Source organism: Streptomyces sp. NPDC001851 (assembly GCF_040297165.1).
In the GTDB taxonomy this organism is placed as follows: Bacteria; Actinomycetota; Actinomycetes; order Streptomycetales; family Streptomycetaceae; genus Streptomyces.
The window spans coordinates 119627-144723 of the sequence record NZ_JBEOYR010000010.1 but is presented as its reverse complement, the minus strand read 5'-3'; the positions used below and the strand labels follow the sequence as shown (position 1 = coordinate 144723).

The 25097-nt window shown below is 72.8% G+C and carries 21 protein-coding genes; 8 read left to right on the top strand and 13 right to left on the bottom strand.

The features are described 5' to 3' along the window. Nucleotides 1-329 precede the first annotated feature (329 nt). From ABT171_RS16980 to ABT171_RS16960, 5 genes are all read left to right on the top strand, one after another. The gene (locus tag ABT171_RS16980) at nucleotides 330-1382 is read left to right on the top strand and encodes a molybdopterin-dependent oxidoreductase (RefSeq protein WP_351244385.1); all 1053 of its coding nucleotides are present in this window, start codon (nucleotides 330-332) and stop codon (nucleotides 1380-1382) included. 167 nt (nucleotides 1383-1549) lie between these two features. Further along, nucleotides 1550-2149: an isochorismatase family protein gene (locus ABT171_RS16975; RefSeq protein ID WP_351244383.1), complete on the top strand. Its 600-nt coding sequence runs from the start codon at nucleotides 1550-1552 to the stop codon at nucleotides 2147-2149. 10 nt (nucleotides 2150-2159) lie between these two features. Then, nucleotides 2160-3074, top strand: a complete 915-nt coding sequence (locus ABT171_RS16970; protein ID WP_351244381.1) for a GlxA family transcriptional regulator — start codon at nucleotides 2160-2162, stop codon at nucleotides 3072-3074. Nucleotides 3075-3230: 156 nt separating this feature from the next. After that, entirely contained in the window at nucleotides 3231-4730 is a 1500-nt protein-coding gene (locus ABT171_RS16965; protein ID WP_351244380.1) for an alpha/beta fold hydrolase, read from the top strand. Further along, complete coding sequence (locus ABT171_RS16960) at nucleotides 4727-5401, top strand: class I SAM-dependent methyltransferase (RefSeq protein WP_351244379.1); 675 nt, start codon at nucleotides 4727-4729, stop codon at nucleotides 5399-5401. Before ABT171_RS16965 ends, ABT171_RS16960 begins: the two co-directional genes overlap by 4 nt. Before the next feature lie 117 nt (nucleotides 5402-5518). Here ABT171_RS16960 and ABT171_RS16955 read toward each other — a convergent pair whose 3' ends face one another. From ABT171_RS16955 to ABT171_RS16935, 5 genes are all read right to left on the bottom strand, one after another. Next, nucleotides 5519-6868 (bottom strand): hypothetical protein, encoded by a 1350-nt coding sequence (locus ABT171_RS16955; RefSeq protein ID WP_351244377.1) that lies wholly within the window; start codon nucleotides 6866-6868, stop codon nucleotides 5519-5521. A 542-nt stretch (nucleotides 6869-7410) separates the two neighbouring features. Further along, on the bottom strand, nucleotides 7411-7920 hold the full coding sequence (locus tag ABT171_RS16950; protein WP_351244375.1) for an O-acetyl-ADP-ribose deacetylase: 510 nt from the start codon (nucleotides 7918-7920) through the stop codon (nucleotides 7411-7413). After that, a complete protein-coding gene (locus ABT171_RS16945; protein ID WP_351244373.1) occupies nucleotides 7917-9335 on the bottom strand; it encodes a phytoene desaturase family protein in 1419 nt (472 codons plus the stop codon). The genes ABT171_RS16950 and ABT171_RS16945 overlap by 4 nt, the downstream gene beginning before the upstream one ends. Before the next feature lie 214 nt (nucleotides 9336-9549). Then, nucleotides 9550-10395, bottom strand: coding sequence for an inositol monophosphatase family protein (locus ABT171_RS16940; RefSeq protein ID WP_351244371.1), 846 nt, complete (start codon nucleotides 10393-10395; stop codon nucleotides 9550-9552). Between the two features lie 91 nt (nucleotides 10396-10486). Beyond that, nucleotides 10487-12301, bottom strand: a complete 1815-nt coding sequence (locus ABT171_RS16935) for a gamma-glutamyltransferase family protein (RefSeq protein ID WP_351244369.1) — start codon at nucleotides 12299-12301, stop codon at nucleotides 10487-10489. A gap of 119 nt (nucleotides 12302-12420) precedes the next feature. Between ABT171_RS16935 and lplAB the strand changes: the two genes are divergently transcribed. The 3 genes from lplAB to ABT171_RS16920 all read left to right on the top strand — a co-directional run bounded on the left by lplAB (nucleotide 12421) and on the right by ABT171_RS16920 (nucleotide 14595). After that, nucleotides 12421-13485, top strand: a complete 1065-nt coding sequence (gene lplAB, locus ABT171_RS16930) for a lipoate-protein ligase LplAB (RefSeq protein ID WP_351244367.1) — start codon at nucleotides 12421-12423, stop codon at nucleotides 13483-13485. 24 nt (nucleotides 13486-13509) lie between these two features. After that, nucleotides 13510-13755 carry a hypothetical protein gene (locus tag ABT171_RS16925; RefSeq protein ID WP_351244365.1) on the top strand — a complete coding sequence of 82 codons (246 nt, stop codon included), beginning with the start codon at nucleotides 13510-13512 and terminating at the stop codon, nucleotides 13753-13755. 129 nt (nucleotides 13756-13884) lie between these two features. Next, nucleotides 13885-14595: a hypothetical protein gene (locus ABT171_RS16920; RefSeq protein WP_351244363.1), complete on the top strand. Its 711-nt coding sequence runs from the start codon at nucleotides 13885-13887 to the stop codon at nucleotides 14593-14595. A 22-nt stretch (nucleotides 14596-14617) separates the two neighbouring features. On the opposite strand, the gene ABT171_RS16915 is transcribed toward ABT171_RS16920, so the two are convergent. From ABT171_RS16915 to ABT171_RS16880, 8 genes are all read right to left on the bottom strand, one after another. Next, on the bottom strand, nucleotides 14618-16144 hold the full coding sequence (locus ABT171_RS16915; RefSeq protein ID WP_351244361.1) for an NCS1 family nucleobase:cation symporter-1: 1527 nt from the start codon (nucleotides 16142-16144) through the stop codon (nucleotides 14618-14620). Nucleotides 16145-16177: 33 nt separating this feature from the next. After that, nucleotides 16178-17197: a TIGR03842 family LLM class F420-dependent oxidoreductase gene (locus ABT171_RS16910; RefSeq protein ID WP_351244359.1), complete on the bottom strand. Its 1020-nt coding sequence runs from the start codon at nucleotides 17195-17197 to the stop codon at nucleotides 16178-16180. 11 nt (nucleotides 17198-17208) lie between these two features. Continuing rightward, complete coding sequence (hydA, locus tag ABT171_RS16905) at nucleotides 17209-18612, bottom strand: dihydropyrimidinase (protein WP_351244357.1); 1404 nt, start codon at nucleotides 18610-18612, stop codon at nucleotides 17209-17211. Between the two features lie 27 nt (nucleotides 18613-18639). Beyond that, nucleotides 18640-19482: a nitrilase-related carbon-nitrogen hydrolase gene (locus ABT171_RS16900; RefSeq protein WP_351244355.1), complete on the bottom strand. Its 843-nt coding sequence runs from the start codon at nucleotides 19480-19482 to the stop codon at nucleotides 18640-18642. A gap of 155 nt (nucleotides 19483-19637) precedes the next feature. Further along, the gene (locus ABT171_RS16895) at nucleotides 19638-21203 is read right to left on the bottom strand and encodes a PucR family transcriptional regulator (protein WP_351244353.1); all 1566 of its coding nucleotides are present in this window, start codon (nucleotides 21201-21203) and stop codon (nucleotides 19638-19640) included. Between the two features lie 17 nt (nucleotides 21204-21220). Further along, nucleotides 21221-22504 (bottom strand): aspartate aminotransferase family protein, encoded by a 1284-nt coding sequence (locus tag ABT171_RS16890; protein ID WP_351244352.1) that lies wholly within the window; start codon nucleotides 22502-22504, stop codon nucleotides 21221-21223. Then, entirely contained in the window at nucleotides 22501-23343 is an 843-nt protein-coding gene (locus tag ABT171_RS16885; protein WP_351244350.1) for a nitrilase-related carbon-nitrogen hydrolase, read from the bottom strand. Before ABT171_RS16885 ends, ABT171_RS16890 begins: the two co-directional genes overlap by 4 nt. Before the next feature lie 220 nt (nucleotides 23344-23563). Further along, on the bottom strand, nucleotides 23564-25066 hold the full coding sequence (locus ABT171_RS16880; RefSeq protein ID WP_351244348.1) for a hypothetical protein: 1503 nt from the start codon (nucleotides 25064-25066) through the stop codon (nucleotides 23564-23566). Nucleotides 25067-25097: the final 31 nt, after the last annotated feature.

Sequence of the window (25097 nt, the reverse complement as noted above, 5' to 3'; positions counted from 1 at the left end):
GGACGGGAGGGGCAAGGCGTACGTCGGCCGGAAGGACGGCGGCGGCCGGCCGTACGAGGGCGACCTGGCCGACGGCACCCACCGCGTCGTGACCGGTCTGTCCGGGGCGAGCACCATCCGGGTGGAGTTCGACGGCGCCGGCCGGGCATACACCCTTGACCACGTGGGCGGGCGCCTGTACGAGGTCACCCTGCGGACGGTGCGCAGCGTGTCGTGGCCGGCGGTCTGGGGACGTGCGAGGGCCTCGCGTCGGACCTCCATGCCTGACGTGCATGGATGTGCCGCGAAAGGCATTTCCCGGCGAGTTCCCCGGTCACTACAGTCCGGCTGTGACCACATCCCAGGACGCCGACCAGGAACGAAGCACACACGCCACGCCTGCTTCCCGCGGAACCCCCATGCTGCGGAAGGGCTTCGGGCTGACCCAGGAGCTGCGGCCCGAGGACATGACGTCGTACCTGACCCCGGAGGCCGATGTGTTCTCGGTCTGGCACCTGGGCATCCCCGATGTCCCCACCGACACCTGGTCCCTGACGGTCGGCGGGAGGGTCGGACGGCGGCTGACCCTGTCCCTCGACGATCTGCGCGGCCTGCCGCAGACCGAGATCACGTCGGTGCACGAATGCGCCGGCAGCCCTCTCGCGCCCACCGTCCCGCAGCGGCGGGTGGGCAACGTCCGCTGGGGCGGTGTACCGCTCAGCGAACTTCTGGGCCTGGCCGGGATCGAGGACGGGTCGGCCTATGTCATCTCCACCGGTGCCGACCACGGTGTGTTCGACTCCCGGTACCACGAGCGCTACGAGAAGGATCTGCCCCTGGGCAAGGCGATGGACGGCACCGCCCTGGTCGCCCTGACCGTCAACGGATCCCCGTTGCCGGTACGCCGCGGAGGGCCCGTCCGCCTCGTCGTACCCGGCTATTACGGCACCAACTCGACCAAGTGGCTGACCTCCTTGACGGTTTCGGACCGGCGCAGTGCCGGCGCTTTCACCACGACGTACTACATGGACCCGCCGGGCGAAGGCTCCTCGGTGGCCACACCGGTGTGGGAGCTGGCTCCCAACTCGTGCCTCGTGGCTCCCGTGGACGGGCAGGTGCATCCCGGCCGGCCCGTGGAGATCTGGGGATGGGCCTGGGCCTGCGAGCCGGTCGCCCGGGTGGACGTCTCGGTCGACGGGGGCCACACCTGGGCACCGGCCGAGGTCGCGGCCCGTACCGGACACGCATGGCAGAGATTCGCCCTCACCTGGACGCCGTCCGCGCTCGGTGAACACGTCCTCGCCTGCCGGGCGACGACACACTCAGGGGCCACACAGCCCTCGACCCCGCGCCGCAACCGGGTCCATCAGCGGGTCGTCTTCGTCACGCCGGCGCCGTCCTGAGCACGGCCGTCACGGCCGGCGCCGCGCACGAGCGGGACACGGCGGTGCGCGGACGCCCGCACCAGGCACCGGCGGCCTCGGCCCTTGCCCGGCGGTGACCGGATCGGTCCGTCCCCGGACCCGATGAGGCCTGTCGCCGCTCCGGCCCCGCGGGTCAGGCTTGGGGCATGACCCGAGCACTGATCGTCATCGACGTCCAGGAATCCTTCCGCGCCCGCCCGCTGTGGGAGACCATCTCCAACCCGAAGATCGCCGACCAGGTGGACCGCCTTGTCCGGCTCGCCCGCCAGGCCGGGGACCTGGTGGTGTGGGTGCTGCATTCCGAGCCGGGCAGCGGCGATGTCTTCGACCCCGCCCTCGGCCATGTCCGCCTGATGGAGGAGTTGCGGCGCCGGGACACGGAACCGCTGGTCCACAAGACCTCGCACAACGCCTTCACCACCACCAACCTGCAGCAACTGCTCACCGAGCGCGGCATCCAGGAGCTCACCGTCTGCGGCATCCGGACCGAGCAGTGCGTCGAGACCACCACCCGCGTCGCGAGCGACCTCGGCTACCGGGTCACCTTCGTCATCGACGCCACCGCGACCAACCCCATCCCGCACCGTGACGCTCCCGCCGGCCAGAGCGTCGCCGAACTGCTGTCGGACCCCCGCACCCTGAGCGCCGAGGAGATCATCAGGCGCACCGAGTACGCCCTTGCCGGACGCTTTGCCACCATCACCACCGTCGGGCAGCTGGAGGCCGCGGCCGGGCCTCGGGCATGATGACCGGATCGTGAGCCACATCGCCTTTCTCCTGGTGCCCGGACTCCATCTGCTGGACCTGGCGGGCCCCGCGCAGGTCTTCTCCACGGCCTGCGGCCTCGGGCACCCCTACACACTCGGCTACATCGCCGAGCAGCCGCTGGTTCCCACCGCTCAGGGTGTGCCCCTGGTGGCCCGGCTCGACTGGCCCGAGCTCGGCCCCGAGGACCTGATCGTGGTGCCCGGCTGGCGGGCGCTCACCCTGGCCGGCGGTCCCGCCATCGGCGCGGCGTCCCTGCAGGCCCTCCGGGACCACCACGCCAGGGGCGGGACCGTCGCCAGCGTCTGCGCCGGCGCCGAGGCGCTCGGCCGAGCCGGCCTGCTCGACGGCCGCCGCTGCACCACCCACCACGATCTGCAGGACGAGCTCGCACGCCGCCACCCCAGGGCGACGGTCGTACGCGATGTCCTGTACACCGCCGACGACCGGGTGGTCACCTCGGCCGGCATCGCCAGCGGCATCGACCTGGCCCTGCACCTGATCGCCATCCGGCACGGCCCCGCCGTCGCCGCCCGGGTGGCCCGGGACATGGTCGTCTACGCGCGGCGCAACGGCCATGAACCGCAGGCCAGCGCCATGCTCCGGTACCGGTCCCACCTCGACGACACCGTGCATCACGCCCAGGACCTGCTCGACGCCCGCTTCGACCAGCCGTTGCCCCTGTCCGCCCTGGCCGCGACCGTGGGCGTGAGCGAACGCACCCTCACCCGCCTCTTCACCCGCGCCACCGGTGGCCTCACCCCCCTGCGCTATCAGCAGACCCTCCGTCTCGAACGCGCCGAGCACCTCATCAGCCACGGCGCCACGGTGGGTGCCGCCGCTCGCGCGGTCGGCTTCGAGGACCCCCGCATGCTGCGCCGCCTGCGAGCTCGCGAGCAGGTCTGAGGCGGCGTCCGGGCAGCGGCGGCGCGGATCACCCGGGGCAGCGCCTGCTGGACAATGACCGAGGGGCCGGAGTTCCGCCGGGCCCTGTGCGGAGCCTGCGCCGTACCGACAACCTGGAGGACCACGCCATGACCCCGAACCGGAAAGGCGACCGGCATGGACTCCACCGGCAGAGCGACGACTTCGGCGGCCAGGGCCAGAGCCTGTGAGGTCCTCGTCGCGACAGGTGTCACCCTCTCCTGTGACGACGTCGGCTCCCCCGCGGGAGTGCCGGTCCTGTTGATCCACGGGCACCCGTTCGACCGCAGCATGTGGCGTCCCCAGGTGGACGCGCTCGTCGACGCCGGGTACCGGGTGGTCGTCCCCGATCTGCGCGGGTACGGGCAGAGCACGGTCGTACCCGGTACGACGCTGCTGTCGGACTTCGCCCGGGATCTCACGCACGTGCTCGACCACCTCGGGGCGGAGCGTGCCGTGGTGGCCGGGCTGTCCATGGGCGGGCAGATCGCCATGGAGTTCCACCGCCGCCACCCCGAGCGGGTGGCCGCGCTGGTGCTGGCCGGCACCTCGCCGGTCGCCGAGACCGAACAGGGCAGGGACTTCCGCAACGCCCTCGCCGACCGGCTGCTGGCCGAGGGCATGGAGGGATACGCGGCCGAGGTGATCGACAAGATGATCGCGCCGCACCATGTGACCGGCCTGCCCGAGGTCGCCGGGCACGTCCTGGGCATGATGCGCGCTACCGCCCCGGCCGGGGCCGCTGCGGCCCTGCGCGGGCGGGCCGGACGGCCGGACTACCGCAGCACGCTGCGGGACGTGCGCGTACCGACCCTCGTGATGGTCGGCGCGGACGACACCTGCACGCCGGTGGCACAGGCCGAGCTCGTGCACGGGCTCGTCGCCGACTCGGCCCTCGTCGTCGTCGACGACGCGGCTCACTTGCCGAACCTGGAGCAGCCGGAGCGGTTCAACGCCGCACTGCTGGCGTTCCTCGACGCCCACCGGGCCGCACTCGCGCCCCCGCACCCGCTGCTGGAGTACCTCCTCGACGCCGCCGAGGGACGCTTCCCACCCGCCGACGGGGCCGTCACGGTGCTGCCCGCGCTGCCCGGCGGCCTGGAATGCTCGGTCGCCTTCACCGGCCACGCCGTCGTCGCCACCGCGCTGCCCGCCGCGCAGGTCCACGCCCACGCGCCCGACGGCTTCGGCGGCTCCCTGTCCCCGGACTTCCTGCGCGCCCTCGCCGGACCCGGGGGCTGGATCGGCGGCGTCGACGCCACCCTCGTGCACCTCGGCACCGGCGGCACACCGCGCCTGCGGCCGCTCACGGACGCCGACGGCCACCCGAGGGTCCTGTATGCCCGGGAACTGCGCTCGCACGTCCGGGTGTTCGGCGACGAGCGGGGCCTGGTCACGCTCGCGGCGGGCTTGGCCGGGCGTACGGAGCTCAGCATCGAGCTGCGTCAGCCCGCGGACGGAGGCCGCCGGCACGGCCGGGCGCTGCTCGCCGACGCCCTCACCCTGATCCCGGAGGGCGAGCCCGTCTACGCCGCCGTCGCCCCGGGAAACGCCCGCTCCCTGCGCGCCTTCCTCGCCGCCGGGTTCACGCCGATCGGCGCCGAGGCCCTCGTCCGAACCGACCGGAGCCAGACATGACAGCACCGCACGCGCATGCCGCGGCGTCCGCCGTGACACGCCGCAGCTACGACACGGTGGCCGACCGCTACGCCGCCGAGATCGGCGACGAACTCGACGGCAAGCCCCTCGACCGCGCCCTGCTGGACGCCTTCGCCGAACTGGCCTCCGACGGACCGGTCGTGGACGTGGGCTGCGGCCCGGGCCACGCGACAGCCCACCTGTCCCGCCGTGGAGTCCCCGCCTTCGGCGTCGACCTGTCACCTGCCATGTGCACCCTCGCGCACCGCGCCACCGCCCTGCCGTTCGCCGCCGCGGACATGACCGCGCTGCCGATCCGCTCGCGGACAGTGAGCGGCATACTGTGCTGGTACGCCGTCATCCACCTGTCCCGGACCCAACGAGCCGACGCGTACCGGGAATTCGCCCGGGTGCTGCGCCCCGGCGGCCATGCCCTCCTCGCCTTCCACACCAGCGACAGCGACACCCGCCCCGGACAGGCCACACACCTCACCGAATGGTGGGACCGCCCCGTCGACCTCACCTTCCGCTTCCTCGACCCGGTCTCCGAGACGGCGGCCCTCGCCCGAGCGGGCCTCTCCCTCACCGCACGGCTCGACCGAGCACCCCACCTCGGACATGAGCACCCCAGCCGGCGGACCTACCTCCTGGTACGCCGCCTCCCCGCCTGATCCCGGCCGGCCCGCCACGCGAGGAAGAGCCGACGCCGGCCGTGCCGGTGCTTGGCGAAGAAGATCAGGACAGCGACAGCCCTGAAGAGGGCGCGTCCAGCAGCTCGGTGCGAAACCTCATTCCGCTGGAGCCTGGTCAGCGGCACCGTTCCGGCCCGGTTCCCCTGACGTCGTGGCGTCCGTCGTCGCGCCCGGCGGGAGCCCGGAGGCGACCATGGCCCGTACGAGGCCGGCCAGGATCTCCGCACGCTGCTCAGCGCTCAGACCGGCATCGGCGATGAGCCGTTCCGCTGCAAGGAACCTCGAGAACTCCAGCGGCTGATCGAAGTAGGCACGTAGATGACTGGCGGCGTTTTCCTGCGACCGGACGAAGGTACGGCTGACATACCCGGCCAGCCCTGCCGACGTCACACCCAGCGCACCCGCCACGACACTGGCCGTCGGGGAACGCGCCACGATCGCCAGCACCGTAAAGCCGATCAGCAGCACGAACCCTGACCCCATCGCGATTTGCGCGTTACGGAAGGACTTGGATGCCTGGCCGGTGGCGATCCGGTGATAGAGGTCCAGCCGGGCATGCGTCACGTCCCAGAGATTGGAGAGACCGAGGCGATCCGAAGTCGAGCGCGACGACGCGTGGTCCTGCCGCCCTTGGTCAGGGGGATGCTCGTCGTCGGGGCCGGTTCGCTGGGCGGGTCGAGGTGGGGGTGCCGGCTGGCGGAGAGCCTCCGCCAGCCGGTCTTCGGCCACGCGAAGCCGGACCCGCGGTTCCCAGTCGTACGACCGTTCGCGCCGGGAACGTGACAGGCCGAGCCACACGGAGCGCCAGTCGAACCACAGGTAGCGCAAGAGGAAGACCGCCGCCGGAACCGTCAGCAGTGCGGAAACGCTTGCCAGGACGATGGCCTCGACGCTCACCGGCCCGCCAGAGCGGTCCATGACCCGGTAGGGCAGCACCTGCAGGTCGGTCCGGCAGTCGCCGAGCGTGGTGAGCCCGACGGACAGAACCACCAGATCGGACGGCTCCTTTATCTTCACGATCTGCGTGACGACGTCCGAGGCCCCGGTCTTCAGATGCCACTGGGGGTCGGCGGTGCCGGACACGGCGCGCAGGTCCACCGTTCCCGCTCCCAGGCATTCGGCGGGTCGCTGGTTGCGCAGGCCAAAGCGCAGCACGAGCTGTGAGTACCCCTTGGGGATCTTGAAACTGACCTGCACTGTCCGCCCGTTGGAGAGGGACGGCCCGCCAACGACCGTACTTGCGGACAGCAGCGGGGATTCACGGTTGCGGTAGGCCAACGCCATAGGCACAGCCAACGGGGCCGCCGCGACCAGGAGAGCGAGGCTGATCAACAGCAACTTGGGCCTGCTGTCCCATATCTTCCTGATGAAGCCGCCCGATGGGGCATCACTTCCCTCGGCCGTAGCACCCGTTCCGTCGGTGTCATTCGCCGATTCAGCCGCCATGCCCCCAGCATGCCGATCGCCCCCGGCCGTGTCTCCGGTTTCAGCAGACGCCTCTGTCCGCGACGCGGCCGCTTCACGCACAGCTTCCTACCGCGGGCGGGAGGGCTCCCTCGGCAGCAGCTTCGTCTGCCGGGCGAAGGCGGGTTGCACGCCGGGGGCGGGTGCCGGCGGCACCGGCCGCCAGAGGAGCGTGTCGCCTGCCTCGGCGGAGGCAGACAGCACGGGCGGCGCGAGGTCACTCTTCACCACGCGGATCATCCGCACGGTGTGCGGCCCGAGAACGTCGTTGAGCCTCGGAACGAGGTGCGGCGCGAGGATCCTGGCCCGGGCGAGCCACGCGCTGGAGGAACTGGTCAGCGTCAGACGACTGGTTCGTGAGCCACGGGTGAGCCGGAGCCGCATCGCCCGCCAAAGTCCGCCTGCACCCTGACTCGTGGTGGGCCGGCTGCGGTGCGGGCCCCGGCAGCGGGCGTGGTGAGCGACCCTGGCGGTGCCGTGGTCGCGAGGGTCCGACAGGCAACTCGCCCCCGCCACCGGCTCCGTCAGCGAAGCTGCGCGGCGAAGGCGTCGTACGCCCGGTCGTCGAAGAGGACGAACCGCACCTCTTCCACGGCGGTCGGCGTGTTCCGCACCGTCTCCAGCGCGATGCGGGCCGCGTCGTCCATCGGCCACCGGTACACGCCGGTGGAGATCGCCGGGAAGGCGACCGTCCGGGCGCCCAGCTCGTCGGCCACGCGGAGTGACTCCCGGTAGCAGGAGGCGAGCAGCGCCGGATCGCTGCCGGAATCCCGATACACCGGCCCTACCGTGTGGATGACCCAGCGGGCGTCCAGTTCGCCCGCCGTCGTGGCGACCGCCTGGCCGGTGGGCAGGCCCTTGCCGTACCGGGAGGCGCGCAGGGCGCGGCACTCCCGGAGGATCGCGGGGCCGCCGCGCCGGTGGATCGCGCCGTCGACCCCTCGGCCGCCGAGGAGGGAGGAGTTGGCCGCGTTGACGATCGCGTCGGCGCTCTGCCGGGTGATGTCTCCCTGGACGAGGGTGATGGTGGTCATGTCTGCCTCAGTCTCCGCCAGACGGCCTTGGCCGCGTTGTGCCCCGACATGCCGTGCACACCCGGCCCCGGCGGGGTGGCCGCGGAGCAGATGAAGACCGCCGGATGCGGGGTGTGGTACGGGAACAGGGACAGTTTCGGGCGCAGCAGCAGTTGCAGTCCGGACGCCGCGCCGCAGGCGATGTCGCCGCCGACGTAGTTGGCGTTGTGGGCGGCGAGCTCGGCGGGGCCGGCGACGGCGCGGGCGAGTACGCGGTCGCGGAAGCCGGGGGCGAAGCGCTCCAGTTGGCGTTCCATGGCGTCGGTGAGGTCGCCGGACCAGCCGTTCGGGACATGGCCGTACGCCCAGAAGACCTGTTTGCCCTCGGGGGCGCGGGTCGGGTCGACGATGCTCGGCTGCACGGTGATCATGAACGGTCTGCCGGGGGCGCGGTCCTCGCGGGAGGCGGCGCGCAGGGCGGTGGAGATCTCGTCCTTGCTCGCGCCGATCTGTACGGTCGTGGCGGTGCGGGCCTCGGGTGCGGTCCAGGGCACGGGGCCGTCCAGCGCGTAGTCGATCTTGAAGACGCTCGGGCCGTAGCGGTAGCTGCGGTAGTGGTCGCCGAAGCCGGCGATGCGCGCCAGCGCGGTGGGTGAGGTGTCGAAGACGTACGCCCGCGCGGGCGGCAGGTCGTCCAGCCGCTTGACCTCGTAGTCGGTGTGCACGGCGCCGCCCAGGTCCGTGAGGTAGGAGGCGAGGGCGTCGGAGATCGCCTGGGAGCCGCCGCGCGGCACCGGCCAGCCGCGGGCGTGCGCGGACAGCGCGAAGACCAGGCCGATGGCGCCGGTGGCCAGGCCGTTCAGCGGCGCGATCACATGCGCGACCAGACCGGCGAACAGGGCCTTGGCCCGCTCGTCCTTGAAGCGGCGCAGCAGCCAGGTGGACGGCGGCAGCCCGGCCAGGCCGAAGCGGGCCAGGGTGACGGGGTCGCGCGGGAGCGCGCTGAGCGGCAGGGACATGAAGTCCCGTACGAGGGTGTCCCAGTGGGGGAGGAACGGCTCGACCAGTCTGCGGTACGCGCCCGCGTCGCGCGGTCCGAAGGAGGCGGCCGTCTCGGCGACCGAGCGGGCGAGCACGGCCGCGGTGCCGTCGGGGAAGGGGTGCGCCATCGGCAGCTCGGAGTGCAGCCACCGAAGGCCGTAGCGGTCGAGGGGCAGGGCGCGGAACGCGGGCGAGTTGATGCCGAGGGGGTGGGCGGCCGAGCACGGGTCGTGCCGGAAGCCGGGCAGGGTCAGTTCCTCGGTGCGGGCGCCGCCGCCCACGGTGGACCTCGCCTCGAACAGCGCGACGGAGAAGCCGCGGCGGGCCAGCTCCACGGCAGCGGTCAGTCCGTTCGGTCCCGCACCCACCACGACCGCATCGAGCATCGACGGCACCTTCGGACCCCTTCGTCAGCCGATGGCCACTCGGGGCCAGGATATGCCGGAGGACTGACATGCCCTCGGGCCGGGTGGGCCGACGCCGGTGGGCAGGTGTCCCGGGCGGCCGACGTCCGCGACCCGCGGGCGCCCCCGAGCCGCCGTCGAGTGCCGGGCGGGCCGATTGCGCCGTTGGGGTGCGGACCGATGCCGCAGGGGCCTCGGGCGGGGCTCAGGGCGCCGACCGGAGCAGTGCGGCCACCCGCTCGGCGGTCGTGGCGTCCCGGGCCGCCGTGAACGGCAGTGCGTTGCCGCCGGTCACGCGGAACGGCTCGCCGGCGCGGGTGAGATGCGCGCCGCCCGCCTCCTCGACGAGGAGCAGGCCGGCCGCGTGGTCCCAGGCCGCCTCCCAGGAGAACGCGACGGCGTCCAACTCGCCCCGGGCGACGGCGAGATACTCCAGGCCGGCCGAACCGCAGGGGCGGGGGGCCAGGCCGTCGGTCCACAGGGCGTGCAGGGCGCGCTTCTGCTCGTCGGTGGTGTAGTCCGGGTGGGAGGTGGCGACGACGAGGTCGCGGCCGGGCTCGGGCCGGCCCGCGAGCAGCCGCTCGCCGTCGAGGTGGGCGCCCCGGCCGCGGACCGCGGTGGCGAGCTGGTCGCGCGCCGCGGCGTAGGTCCAGGAGGCGAGGACGACACCCCGGTGGGCGAGCGCGACCAGGGTGCAGAACCCGTCGTCGCCGTGCACGAACTGGCGGGTGCCGTCGACCGGGTCGACGATCCAGACCGGTGCGTCGCCCTGGAGCGCCGCGTAGGTCGCCGGGTCGGCGTGCACCGCTTCCTCGCCGACCACGACCGAGCCGGGCAGCAGGGCGCCGAGGTCCTCGGTGAGCCGCAGTTCGGCGAGCCGGTCGGCGTCCGTCACCAGGTCGTGGGGGCCGCTCTTCTGGTCCACCTCGTGCTCGGCGAGGCGGCGGAAGCGGGGCAGGATCTCGGCCGCGGCCGCCTTGCGGACCGCCTCCTCCACGTCGGCCGAGCAGCGGATGAGAAACTCGTCGATGGTTTCCGTGTCTTCGATCATGCGTCCATGAGAGCACGTCCCACTGACAATCCCCGCCCGCGGGGTGCACACCGGCTGGAATCGGGATGAAGAACGGGTGCCGGACGGCCGCTCAGCGGCCCACCGCGTACCCCTGCATCCCCCGCGGGTTGGCCGCCGCCGCCAGCACGCCGGTCTCCGGGTCCCGGGCCACCGCGCACAGGCGTCCCTCGGACCAGGCGGGGCCGACGGTGACGTCGTGGCCGCGCCGCCGCAGCTCCTCGATGACGCCGGGGTCCATGCGGGACTCCACGGTGACGCTGCCGGGGCGGCGGCCGCGTGGGTGGAAGGAGCTGGGGAAGCTGTCGTTGTGCCAGTTCGGGGCGTCGATCGCGCCCTGGAGGTCGAGTCCGCCGCGGACCGGGGCACGCAGGGCGGCGGCGAGGAAGAAGTGCAGCTGCCACTGGTCCTGCTGGTCGCCGCCGGGCGTGCCGAAGGCCAGCACCGGCACCCCGTCGCGCAGCGCGAGCGACGGGGTGAGGGTGGTGCGCGGGCGGCGGCCCGGGGTGAGGGAGTTCGGCAGGCCCTCCTCCAGCCAGGTCATCTGCAGGCGCGTGCCGAGCGGGAAGCCCAGTTCGGGCACGACCGGGTTGGACTGCAGCCAGCCGCCGCTGGGCGTGGCCGCGACCATGTTGCCCCAGCGGTCGACGACGTCCAGGTGGCAGGTGTCGCCGCGGGTCGTGCCGTCGGCGGTCATCCGCGGCTCGCCGGGGAGCTCCGCGACCGTCGGCTCACCGGCGCCCATCGGGTCGAAGCCGCGGTCGCCGGTCTCCACGCGCGCGCAGGCCTGCGCCGGCAGCCGCGGGGCGCGTCCGCCGGGGCTGCCGGGCCGCAGCTCCCAGGAGGCCCTGGCGCCGACCAGGGCCCGCCGCCCGGCGTTGTAGCCGTCCGAGAGCAGGTCGGCCACCGGCACCTCGGCCGCGTCCCCGTACCAGGCCTCACGGTCGGCCATGGCGAGCTTGCAGCCCTCGATCAGCAGGTGGACGTAGGCGGCGGAGCCGTGGGCGGGCAGCTCGGGCGGGAGCAGGGCGAGCTGCTGGAGGAGGGCGGGGCCCTGGCTCCAGGGGCCGGCCTTGCACACGGTCCAGCCGTTCCAGTCGTAGGTCACCGGGGTCTCGTAGGCGGCCGACCAGCCGGCGAGGTCGGCCCCGGTGAGCGTGCCGGTGTGCCGCCTCCCGCTGGTGTCGAGCGTGGGCCGCCCGCACTGCCGTACCAGGGCCTCGGCGATGAATCCGGAGCGCCACACCTCGCGCGCGGCGTCGATCCGGGCCTCCCGGTCGCCGGCGCCCGCGGTCTCGGCCAGCAGGCGCCTCCAGGTGGCGGCGAGCGCGGGGTTGCGGAAGAGCTCACCGGGCCGGGGCGCCCGGCCGCCGGGCAGGTACACCTCGGCCGACGAGGTCCACTCGGTCTCGAACAGCTCCCGTACCGCCTCCGCGGTGGCGCCGACCTTCTCCACGGGCGCGTGCCCGTGCTCGGCGTATCCGATGGCGTACCGCAGGACGTCGTCCAGGGACTTCGTGCCGTGGTCGCGCAGGAGCAGCAGCCAGGCGTCGAAGGCGCCGGGCACGGCGGCCGCGAGCGGCCCGGTGCCGGGTACGAGGTCCAGTCCGAGCCCCCGGTAGTGGGCGACGGTGGCTCCGGCCGGGGCGACCCCCTGGCCGCACAGCACCTTGACCGCACCGCCCGCCGGGGCGAGCAGGATCGGTACCTCGCCGGCCGGCCCGTTCAGGTGCGGCTCCACCACGTGCAGCACGAACGCCCCGGCCACGGCGGCGTCGAAGGCGTTCCCGCCGGTCTCCAGCACCGCCATCGCCGACTGGGAGGCCAGCCAGTGGGTGGAGGACACCATGCCGAAGGTGCCCTGCAGGGTGGGCCGGGTGGTGAACACGGACGCCTCCTCGGCTCGGGTACGTCTTCCGGGTGATCGTACGAGCGTGATCGCCGTCCGGGGAACACGGCGGCCACCTGCGACGTTGATCTCGTGCGGCAGGAAGGAGGGCCCAGGCGGTGCACGGTGAGTACAAGGTGCCCGGCGGCAAGCTCGTCGTCGTGGACGTGGAGGCCGAGGACGGCGTGCTGCGGCAGGTGCGCGTGGCGGGCGACTTCTTCCTGGAGCCCGACGAGGCGCTGGACGCGGTGAACGGCGCGCTGGAGGGCGCTCCCGCGGACACGGACGCGGCGGGCCTGGCCGCCCGGATCGAGGCGGCGCTGCCCGCGGGGACGGTGATGTACGGCCTGACGTCGGAGGGCGTCGGGATCGCGGTGCGCCGCGCCCTCGCGCGTGCCACGGACTGGACCGACTACGACTGGCAGCTGATCCACGAGCAGCCGCAGCCGCCCGCCCTGCACATGGCCCTGGACGAGGTGCTGACCGCCGAGGTCGCCGCGGGCCGCCGGCCGCCGACGCTGCGGGTGTGGGAGTGGGCCGCCCCGGCGGTGATCATCGGCAGCTTCCAGTCCCTGCGCAACGAGGTGGACCCGGAGGGCGCCGCGCGGCACGGCATCGAGGTGGTGCGGCGGATCTCCGGCGGCGGCGCGATGTTCGTGGAGCCCGGCAACACGATCACGTACTCCCTGTCGCTGCCCGAGTCCCTGGTGCAGGGCCTGTCCTTCCAGGACAGCTATGCCTATCTGGACGACTGGGTGCTGGGCGCCCTCGGCGACATGGGCATCCGGGCCTGGTACCAGCCGCTGAACGACATCGCGACCGACCAGGGCAAGATCGCCGGCGCGGCGCAGAAGCGGATCGTCGGCCCCGGCGGGGGCCCGGGCGCCGTGCTGCACCACGTGACCATGGCGTACGACATCGACGCCGGCAAGATGACCGAGGTGCTGCGCATCGGGCGCGAGAAGCTGTCCGACAAGGGGACGACGAGCGCGAAGAAGCGGGTCGATCCGCTGCGGCGGCAGACCGGGCTGCCGCGTGAGGCCGTCATCGACCGGATGGTCGAGTCGTTCCGCGCGCGGTACGGCCTGGCGCCCGGCAAGATCACGGACGAGGAGCTGGCGCGCGCGGAGGAGCTGGCGCGGAGGAAGTTCGCCTCCGCGGAGTGGACGGCGCGTGTGCCGTAGCTGCCACCTCGGACCCGATCAGCCATGCGACAGACGGCCGGGTCGGTCGTGGCCGCGGTCCGGGGATGGCCGGCAGCGCGCCGGCGACAGGAGAAGGCACGCCAGGACGCCGGTCGCGTCCTCTGGCTGGTCGCGGCACCCGCTCTGGCCGCCCTGGCCGCTCGGGCCGTCGGCTGGTCCCTCGCGTCCTTCACCGTCCGCGAGTACCCCGGCGAAGTCGGCGCCCGCCGCCGGCTGGAGGCACATAAGGGGCAGAGGGGGACGTCGTGAGCGCGCTGTCGTGATCGCGCGGGCACGCTGCGAGTTTTCGCTTCCGCCGCACAGGGACTCATGTGACACTGGCGTCCCCGTCCCCCCTGCAGACCCCTTCCGTACCCGCTCCCCCACGAGAAGTGCGCTGTGCGTTCTCTTCCTCTGCCGCTCGCCCTGACCGCGCGGATCTCGCCGGTCGCGGTCCTCGCCTGTGCCGGCTGGGCGCTGGCGTCCGGACCCGCCGCGCCGGCGGCCGCCGGGCACCAGGCGGCCCAGCAGACGTCCGCCCAGTCGGCCTCGGACTCCTCGAACTCCTCGGGTTCCCCGGGCTCTTCCGGCTCCGCCGACCCGGCGGCCGGCGCCGGGGCGAAGGCGTACTCCGCCGCGCCCTCCCCCTGCGCCAGCGTGCCCGCGGCGACCGTCAAGGCCCTGGTGCCCGGCGCGAGGACCGCGGGCAAGGAGATCCCGTCGACGGACCCCAAGCTGCGCCGCACCTGCTCCTGGAACGCACTGCAGGGCTACGACTACCGCTGGCTCGACGTGTCGTTCGAGATCAGCGCGTCGGAGCAGGAGGCGCAGCAGGAGTACCAGCAGCGGGTGGGCGAGAAGAGCGGCGGCGGGGCCGTACCGGGGCTCGGGAGCAGCGCCTACTCGGTGGTGAATCTGACCACGGAGGACAAGCAGCAGACCCGTGAGGGCGTGGTCATGGTCCGGGTGTCCAACGCCCTGGTGATCGTCACCTACAACGGCAGCGACTTCGAGACGAAGAAGGCGCCCGGGACGGACGAGATCAACAAGGGGGCCATCCAGGCGGCGCGGGCCGCGGTCGGCGCGCTCGGGGGCGGGCAGTCCGGGTGAGCGCCCGCCCCCGGGGATTCCGCTAGGGCGTGCTGTGCCTGCGGGCCGTCAGCAGGGTGAGGGCCAGGTAGAGGACCAGGGACGTGCCGAGGCCCACCGCCCAGCCGTAGTCGGCCAGGGCGGACAGGGCCGGGACGGGGCGGCCGTCGGTCAGGGGCCTGAGGTCGGCGCCGCCGATGGCGAGGACGCCGCCCGCCAGGAAGGCGGCGACCGCCCGCCAGTTCCAGCCGGCCGTGTACCAGTAACGGCCGCCCGTGCGGTAGAGGTCGGCGAGGTCCAGGCGGGTGCGGCGCAGGAGCCAGTAGTCGGCGACGAGGATGCCCGCGACCGTGCCGAGCAGGCCGCCGACCAGGCCCAGCCAGGTGAAGATGTAGCCCTGCGGGTCGGAGTACAGCTTCCAGGGGAAGATGAGGACCGCGAGGACGGCCGTGATGAGCGCTCCGGTGCGGAAACTCACCTTTCTCGGCGCCACGTTGGAGAAGTCGAAGGCCGGCGAGACGAGGTTGGCCGCGATGTTCACCGAGAGCGTGGCCACCAGGACCGTGACCAGGGCGTAGAGCAGGCCCACCACGTTGTCCGTCTTCGCCGCCAGCTGGACCGGGTCCCAGACGGGCTTGCCGTACACCGCCTGGGAGCCGGAGGTGACCAGGACGGACAGGAACGCGAACAGGGTCATCGTGGTCGGCAGACCGAGCGCCTGGCCCCAGGTCTGGGCCTTCTGGCTCCTGCCGTAGCGGGTGAAGTCCGGGATGTTCAGCGACAGGGTCGACCAGAAGCCGATCATGCCCATCAGGGAGGGCCAGAAGAGCTTCCAGAAGCTCCCGCCCCAGCCGAGCCTCGACGGCTGGCCGAAGAGCGGGCCGACGCCGCCGGCCTTGCTGCTCATCCACCACAGCATCACGAACGCGCCGGCCAGGACGAAGGGGGCGGCCCAGTTCTCGAAGCGGCGGATCGTCTCCATGCCCCGGTGGATGATCGCCACCTGGACCGCCCAGAACAGCGCGAACGACAGCCACATGGTCCAGGCGTGGCCGCCGATGTGCGCCGCGTTCGACCAGCTGTCGCCGATCAGCTTCCCGGCGAGGAAGTAGATGGCCTCGCCGCCGATCCAGGTCTGGATGCCGAACCAGCCGCACGCCACCAACGCCCGTACCACGGCGGGCAGATTGGCGCCGCGCACACCGAAGGAGGCGCGGGCGAAGACCGGGAAGGGGATGCCGTACTTGGGGCCGGCGTGTCCGGTCAGCAGCATCGGCACCAGCACGATCAGGTTGGCGAGGGCGATGGTGAACACCGCCTGCCTCCAGTCCATGCCGACGGCGATCAGACCGGAGGCCAGCGTCCAGGAGGCCGTGTTGTGGGCCATGCCGACCCAGAGCGCGCAGAAGTTGTACGTGGTCCAGGTGCGCTTCTCGACCGGGACCGGCAGCAGATCCGCGTTGGCGTAGGGGCCGCTGGGCCGCGGCGCGCCGGGGGCGATCGTCACGCGGCCGTCGGGGAGGGTGACTTGGGCGGAGGGCGGTATGGCCGTGGGGGCGGTGTCGGTCATGGGCAGGCCAATCGAACGAGACCAGTGGGTGGATCAGGCGCTGAGGGCCGGGATGATCTTGGTGCCGTAGGCGTCGATGGTGGCCTCCTGCGCGTCGTGCATGTCGTACACCGCGAACTGGTCGACGCCCAGCGCGCGGAGCGCGGTCAGCTTCTCGATGTGCCGCTCGGCCGGTCCGATGACGCAGAACCGGTCGACGATCTCGTCCGGCACGAACCGGGTGTCCGGGTTGCCGCTGCGCCCGTGGTGGGAGTAGTCGTACCCTTCGCGGGCCTTGATGTAGTCGGTGAGCTCCTCGGGGACCTGGGAGGAGTGCTCGCCGTACTTGGCGACCAGGTCGGCGACGTGGTTGCCGACCATGCCGCCGAACCAGCGGCACTGGTCGCGGGCGTGGGCGAGGGCCTCGGGCGAGTCGTCGGCGGTGACGTAGGCGGGGGCGGCCACGCAGATGGTGACCTCGGACGGGTCGCGGCCGGCGGCGACGGCCGCGTCCTTGACGGCCTTCACCATGTACTCGGTCAGGTAGAGGTCGGCCAGCTGCAGGATGAATCCGTCGGCCTCCTCGCCGGTCATCTTCAGCGCCTTCGGGCCGTACGCGGCCATCCAGACGGGGAGTTCGGCGCCCGGTTTGATCCAGGGGAACCTGATCACCGTGCCGCCGAGGTCGGCCTCCTCGCCCCGGCCGAGGGCCCGGATGACCTTCATGGCCTCGCTGATCCGGGCGAGCGTGTTGGGCTTGCGGCCCGCGACGCGCATCGCGGAGTCGCCGCGGCCGATGCCGCAGACGGTGCGGTTGCCGAACATGTCGTTGAGGGTGGCGAAGGTGGAGGCGGTGACCTCCCAGGTGCGGGTGCCCGGGTTGGTGACCATCGGGCCGACCTTCAGCTTCGTCGTGTTCGCGAGGATCTGGCTGTAGATGACGAACGGCTCCTGCCAGAGCACGGCGGAGTCGAAGGTCCAGCCGTACGTGAACCCGTTGCGCTCGGCCCGTTTCATCAGGCTGACGACGCGGGAGGCCGGCGGGTCGGTCTGCAGGACGAGTCCGAAGTCCATGTGCGCCACTCCTAGGTGAGGTACTGACAGGTGGAGCGCGGGGTGAAGACGCCGTGGCCGGCGTGTCCGGTGTACTCCCGCTCGGTGATGACCGGCTCGCCGCGCGAGAGCACGGTCTCGACCCGGCCGGTGACACGCTTGCCCTCGTAGGCCGAGTAGTCGACGTTCATGTGGTGCGTCCTCGCCGACATGACCTGCTCGGCGTGCGGGTCGTAGATGACGATGTCGGCGTCGGCGCCCGGCGCGATGGTGCCCTTCTTCGGGTACAGGCCGAACATGCGGGCCGGGGTGGCGCAGGCGATCTCGATCCAGCGGCGGCGGGAGATGTGCCCGTCGACGACGGCCTGGTGGAGCAGGTCCATGCGGTTCTCCACGCCCGGCAGTCCGTTGGGGATCCTGGAGAAGTCCCCGCGGCCCAGCTCCTTCTGGCCCACGAAGCAGAACGGGCAGTGGTCGGTGGAGACCACCTGGAGGTCGTTGGTGCGCAGTCCCCGCCAGAGCCTGGCCTGGTGCTCGCGCGGCCTCAGCGGGGTGCTGCACACGTACTTCGCGCCCTCGAAGTCCGGCTCGGCGAGGTTGTCGGTGGACAGGAACAGGTACTGCGGGCAGGTCTCGCCGAAGACGTTCAGGCCCTCGTCGCGGGCCCGCGCCAGCTCGGCCACCGCCTCCATGGCGGAGACGTGCACGACGTACAGCGGGGCGCCGGCGACCTGCGCGAGCCGGATGGCGCGGTGGGTGGCCTCGGCCTCCAGCAGCGCCTTGCGGACCTCGCCGTGGTAGCGCGGGTCGGTCTCGCCCCGGGCGAGCGCCTGCTCGACCAGCACGTCGATGGCGATGCCGTTCTCGGCGTGCATCATGATCAGGCCGCCGTTCTCGGCGGAGCGCTGCATGGCGCGCAGGATCTGCCCGTCGTCGGAGTAGAAGACCCCCGGGTAGGCCATGAACTGCTTGAAGCTGGTCACGCCCTCCTCGATCAGCAGGTCCATCTCCTTGAGCGTCTCCTGGTTCACATCGGAGACGATCATGTGGAAGGCGTAGTCGATCGCGCAGTTGCCCTCGGCTTTCGCGTGCCAGGTGTCCAGGCCCTCGCGCAGGGTGTGGCCGACGCTCTGCACCGCGAAGTCGACGATCGTCGTCGTACCGCCCCAGGCCGCCGCGCGGGTGCCGGTCTCGAAGGTGTCGGAGGCGAAGGTCCCGCCGAACGGCAGCTCCATGTGGGTGTGGGCGTCGACGCCGCCCGGGATGACGTACTTCCCGGTGGCGTCGATGACCTTCTCGGCGGAGAACGCCCCGGCCGCGGGGGTGCCGGAGGCGGCGAGGGCGGCGACGCGGCCGTCCTCGACCAGGACGTCGGCGTGGATCTCGTCCGACGCGGTGATGACGAGACCGCCGCGGATGACGGTACGGCTGCTCATGGTGCTCCCTCGGTCACTCGGTTCCGGTCAGGGTGCCGTCAGCGGCTCGTAGGCCCCCGGCGCCCGGTCCCGGTAGAACTGCCAGCGGTCGCGGACCTCCCGGAGCTTGGCCAGGTCCAGGTCGCGGACGACGAGTTCGGTCTCCTTGTCGCTCGCGACCTCGCCGACGAACCGGGCCTCGGGGTCCACGAAGTAGGTCGTGCCGTAGAAGTCGTTGTCGCCCAGGTCCTCCACCCCGACCCGGTTGATGGCGCCGACGAAGTACTCGTTGGCGACGGCCGCCGCCGGCTGTTCCAGCTGCCAGAGGTAGCGGGACAGGCCGCGCGAGGTGGCCGAGGGGTTGAAGACGATCTCCGCGCCGGCCAGGCCCAGCGCCCGCCAGCCCTCGGGGAAGTGGCGGTCGTAGCAGATGTACACGCCGATCCTCCCGACGGCCGTGTCGAAGACGGGCCAGCCGCTGTTGCCCGGGCGGAAGTAGAACTTCTCCCAGAATCCCCTTACTTGGGGAATGTGGGTCTTGCGGTACTTGCCGAGGTAGGACCCGTCCGCGTCGATCACGGCCGCGGTGTTGTACAGCACGCCCGGCTGCTCCTCCTCGTACATCGGCAGCACGAGGACGATGCCCAGCTCGCGGGCGAGGGCCTGGAAGCGCCGGACGGTCGGGCCGTCCGGGATCCGCTCGGCGTACTCGTAGAAGGCCGTGTCCTGCACCTGGCAGAAGTAGGGGCCGTAGAACAGCTCCTGGAAGCACAGGACCTGGGCGCCCTGGGCGGCCGCGTCGCGGGCCGCCTGCTCGTGGACCTGGATCATGGATTCCTTGTCGCCGGTCCACGCGGTCTGGAACAGGGCGGCACGGATCACTCGGCTCATCGGGACCTCCGGTAGCTCGGTGTGCCGTGAGCGTAGAAAGCCCGCGCGGGCCGTTCGACGGGCAGCGTGTCACGTCCGCGGGCTGTCGGCGTGCCACCGTGTCACGTCTGCCAAGTCCCATGTTTCACCGCCGTTTTCGCAGGTCGTCGCATGTTTCACCCCTGTTGCGCGTCATGCGCGAGGAGCGCGATGTGGACGGAGGCCGCCTGTTCGAAGTCGTCCAGGTCGACACCGAGGCGGGCCTGTATGGCCTCCAGCCGGCGGTAGAGGGCGGGCCGGGAGACATGGTGGAGCTGGGCGGTGCGGGACTTGTTGCGGCCGGTCGCGAGATAGGTCCGCAGGACGTTCAGCAGCTCGGGCTCGTTCTCGCCCAGCAGCCCGTCCAGTTCCCGCTCGGCGAAGGACTGCACCTGCGGGTCGTCGCGCAGCAGCCGGATCAGTCCGCGCAGGTGGACGTCCTTGAGGCGGACGACGGGCGGGAGGTCGAGGGCGGCACGGGAGCCGGCGACGGCGTCGGCGACATGCCGGGCCTCGCGCAGACCGGCGGGCACCTCGTCCCAGGCGGTACGGGGGCCGGCGGCGGCGACCACGGCCGGCGCCGGTGTACGCAGCCGGGCCGCGAAGTGGGCGGTGAGGAGGTCCGCGTCCTGGTCGCGGGCGAGGCTGAGCAGCACCGCGGCGACGCCGTCGGCGAGTGCGGCGACCAGTCCGGACAGGCCCAACAGGCGCAGCACACGGTCGAGTTCGGCCGCCGTGCGGTCCAGGACGACGAGCGGGACGAAGGTGCGCCGGTTGACCGGCAGCCCGGCCGCGCGGGCCCGGGGCAGCAGCCGGCCGGCGGGTACGGCACCGGAGACCAGGTCGGTCAGCAGGCTCTGCGCCGACTCCTCCTCCCAGGAGGGCGCGGAGCCGCCGCCGAGCATGCGGTGCAGGACCAGCGCCTCGGCCGCCCGGTCGGCGAGCAGCCGCCCGGTGGCCGCCTCGCCCCGGTAGCCGCACAGCAGCAGCCGGCCCCAGCGCTCCCCGCGCCCGCCGACTCCGGCGCTGATCCAGCCGCCGTCCGCGCCGGTGCCCGCCTGCCGGGCGATCCGCTCCCAGTCGCGCAGCACGTCGTCCACCGCGGACCGCTCCCCCGCCGTGGCGAGGACCCGGTGGGCGAGGTTGGTGACCACGACGGGGCAGCCGCTGTGCCGGGCGACCTCGTCCAGCAGACGCTGCAGGGGGGCGCCGGCCGTGATCAGGGCGGTGAGTTCGGTCCGTACGGCCTCCGAGAGGCTCACGGCGGCGAACTTGCGCCGCACCAGACGGGACTGGACCTCCTCGGTCAGCTCGGCGAACGGGAAGGGACGGTGCAGGACGACCATCGGCAGTCCGCACCGCTCGGCGGCCCGGCGCATCACCTCCGGCGGCGCCGGGAAGGCCCGCCCCAGGCCGAGCACGACGGCGGCGGCCTCCGCCCGGTGCAGCGACCGGATGTACTCGGCCTGTCCGGGCTCGTCGCCGGCCAGGAGCACGCCGGTGGTGAGCACCATCTCGCCGCCGCTGAGCATCACGCCGACGTCGGCGGCCTCGGCGACATGCACCCAGCGCACCGGCCGGTCGAGCTGCCCCGCCCCGGCCACCACCTCGGGCTCCCCGGCGAGCACCCGCTCCAGGGTGAGCACCTGGCGGACGGAGAGGGCGGGTTCCCAGGCGTACCGGGCCTGCGGGGTGGTGGTCATGGCCGTACCGCCGTTCTCTAGTACGTACTCCTGAGCGCCCGTTCCAGGATCGCCGCGCCCTCCTCGGCCTCCGCGACGGTGAGCGACAGCGGTGGGGCGATGCGCAGGGCGCTGGTGCTGTGGCCGCCGCCCTTGCCGATGAGCAGCCCGCCCTCGCGCGCCGCCTCCAGTACGGCGGCGGCCGCCCGCGGGTCGGCCTCGTCGGTGCCGGGCTTCACCAGCTCGACGCCGATCATCAGCCCGCGTCCCCGCACCTCCCGGACTCCCGGCAGCTGGGCGGCGACGGCCCGCAGCCGCTCGATGAGCAGGCCGCCGACCCGGCGGGCGTTGCCCTGGAGGTCGTGTTCGAGGAGGTAGGCGAGGTTGGCGAGACCGGCGGCCATGGTGAGCTGGGTGCCGCCGAAGGTGGAGATGCTGTTGGCGTCCAGGCAGTTCATGATCTCGGCGCGGGCGATCACCCCGCCGATCGACGTGCCGTTGCCGATGCCCTTGGCGAAGGTGACGATGTCCGGCGGGCCGCTGCGGGCATGCGCCTGCCAGCCCCAGAAGTGCTCGCCGGTGCGGCCCCAGCCGGTCTGCACCTCGTCGGCGATCCACAGGATGCCGTGCTCCTTGAGGACCTCGCGGAACGCGGCGTAGAGCCCGTCGGGCGGGGAGGTGAAGCCGCCGACGCCCTGGATCGGCTCGGCGATCAGCGCGGCGGGCGGCCGGGTGTGCCCGAGGATGTCCTTCAGGTCGGCGACACAGGCGTCGATGAACGCCCGGTCGTCCAGCTCGGCGAACGGACCCCGGGTGCGCACCCCGCCGTGCACGTACAGGGTCTGCAGCGGGGACAGCGAGGTCGGCGACCAGCTGCGGTTGCCGGTGATGCCGACGGTGCTGAAGGAGCGGCCGTGGTAGCTGTTGCGCATCGCCAGGACCGTGTTGCTGCGCCGGTGGGTGGTGGCGAGCAGCAGGGCGGTGTCGTTGGCCTCGGTGCCGGAGGTGGTGAAGAAGACCCGGGCGTCCGGGATGCCGCTCAGCTGGGCGATGCGCTCGGCCAGCTCGACCATCGGCCGGTTGAGGTACAGCGTCGAGGAGTGGATGATCCGCCCGGCCTGCTCTCCGACGGCCTTGGTCACCTCGGGCAGCGCGTGCGCGGTCATGGTCGTCAGGATGCCGCCGAAGAAGTCCAGGTACTTGTTGCCGGCGGAGTCCCAGACGTGGCGGCCCTCGCCGTGGGTGATCTCGATCGGCTCGTCGTAGTAGAGGGCGAGCCAGTCGGGCAGGACCTGGCGGTGGCGGGAGTAGAGGTCGTTCACGGCTGCACCAGTCCTTCGTAGGCGTCGGGGCGGCGGTCGCGGTAGAAGGCCCACTGCTGCCGCACATCCTCGATGAGGTCGAAGTCGAGGTCCCGGACGAGGAGTTCCTCGGACGTGTCGCTCGCGACCTCGCCGACGAACTGCCCGCGGGGATCGACGAAGTAGCTGGTCCCGTAGAAGTCGTTGTCGCCGTACTCCTCCTGCCCCACCCGGTTGATGGCGGCGACGAAGTACTCGTTGGCGACGGCGGCGGCGGGCTGCTCCAGCTGCCACAGGTGGGCGGACAGCCCGCGGTGCGTGGCCGACGGGTTGTAGACCAACTGGGCGCCGTTGAGGCCGAGTTGCCGCCAGCCCTCCGGGAAGTGCCGGTCGTAGCAGATGTAGACGCCGACCTTGCCGACGGCGGTGTCGAAGACGGGCCAGCCGAGGTTGCCGGGCCTGAAGTAGTACTTCTCCCAGAATCCCTCGACCTGCGGGATGTGGTGCTTGCGGTACTTGCCGAGGTAGGTGCCGTCGGCGTCGATCACGGCGGCGGTGTTGTAGTAGAACCCGGACTGCTCGACCTCGAAGACGGGAACCACGACGACCATGCCGGTTTCCCTGGCGAGGTCCTGCATCCGCCGTACCGTCGGCCCGTCGGGCACCGGCTCGGCCCAGCGGTAGTGCTCCGGCTCCTGGACCTGGCAGAAGTAGGGCGAGTTGAAGACTTCCTGGAACCCGATGACCTTGGCACCCCGACGGGCCGCCTCGCGGGCGTGCTCCTCGTGTTTCGCCACCATGGACTCGGTGTCGCCGGTCCAGGTGGCCTGGACCAGTGCGGCTCGTACGACGTGGGCCATGAGCTGCTCCTTCGACGGGACCGTCAAAGTCTCTACGCCCGTAGAGCAGGCGGTAGAGGGACGAACGTAAGCCTGGCCGGAGGCCCTTGCCAAGACCATCGTCGTCAACCCGCGGAGTCGATCACGTTTCACACCCCTGTGGGTGAGCGAGGAGACCGGCCGGAGGGAGGAGGCGGAGGGGCGGAGCGGGACAGACCGGGACGATGACACCCGCCGCCGGTCACACGGCGTGCCCGGCCACCCGCAGCGCGTGTAAGAGATCCCAGTGCCGCTCGTCGGAGACGGCCTGCGCGGCACGGAGCAGCAGCGGCACGAGCCGGCGCGGATCGGGTGCGGCGCCGCGGGCGGCGTCCTCGGCGGTGCGGACCCGCACACACGCGTCCAGCAAGGCTCCCGCCTCCCGCTCGCGGCCGTCCTCCGCCAGCCGCAGCACGGCCGCGCCGATCTGCTCCGGCGGGCGGGCGACGCCCTGCCGCAGCAGCTGCCGCCCGTCGGCGTCCCGTCCGGCGGCGGTCAGCGCGCCGGCGACGGCGACCAGCCGCTCCGCGGGCAGCGAGGCGGCCTCCCACAGCAGCGTCGCCCAGTCGGCACCGAGTCCGGCCCGGCCCAGCGCGTCCGCGAGCGCCGGGAACCGGCCGGCGGGCCACTGCGCGGCCTCGGCCAACAGCACATGCGCCTCCCCGCTGCGCCCCTCGGCCCGCAACAGAGCCAGCCGCTCCACGACCCCGGCGACGGCCGTCTGGGCCTCGACGTCCACCACCTCCCCGCCGACGCCTTCGCCTTCGCCCTCGACGCCCTCGGCGCCTTCCGCACCCCCGGCGAAGCGGGCCCCTCGCGGCACCGCCCGGGGCATGACCGGCACCTGCTGCACCGCCCCGGGAGCGTCCCCGTCCTCCACCCCGGCGAACCGGGCACTGCCGCGACGACGCTTGCGGGGCTTCGCGGGGGCGGGCGAAGGGGCTGCCTCCGGGGTGGACACTCCGGGGACCCCCGGAGGCGGCGCGGGCACGGCGCTGTACGGCATCGAAACGGATCCGCCGGGGGGCGGGGAGGGCCGGCCCGGGAGGGAAGGGTTCCCGGCGGGGCCGACGGGGCGGGAGTGCTCGCCGATGGCCGAGGGCGGGCGCTGGGGCGGTGGTGTCCCCTGGTGGGTGTCGTGGGGCCGCGGCGGGCCGGAGCCGGATGTGCGCCGCGGCCCGGGTGCGTGTCGCACCGACCGCCGGTCCACCTCCGCCAGGCGGCCCCGGAGTTCCGCGCACCTCGCGGTGGCGCGGGCGTGGTCGTCCTGGGCCCAGGCGAGGTCGAGGCGGAGGGAGTCGGCCTGGCCGGCGGCGGCCGGGGCGGACAGCAGACGGGTGAGTTCGGTCTGGCGCTCGGCGGCGCGGCGCTGTTCGCGGAGCATGACGTCGAGCCGGTCGAGCAGGGTGTCGCGCGCGCCCGGACGGGCGTCGTACGCCGTCAGAGCGGCCCCGTGCAGGGCGCGGGCGCGCTCCCGCTCGGCCGCCGCGGCGGCGGGGCCGTACGCGGCGGCGAAGTCCTCCAGCAGCGCCTCCACCACGTCCCACGGCGGCACTTCCGCGCCCTCCAGGCAGGCCCGCATGCCGTCGGGGTCGCGCTGCCAGAAGACCCCGCTCCAGCCCCCGCCCCGGTCCAGGCGGCCCAGCAGGCCGTCCAGGTAGCCCGCGAACTCCCGCACCCCGTCAGTGAGTCGATCCACCGCCATCGCTGCTCCCGCCCGGCCTCCGGCATGTCCA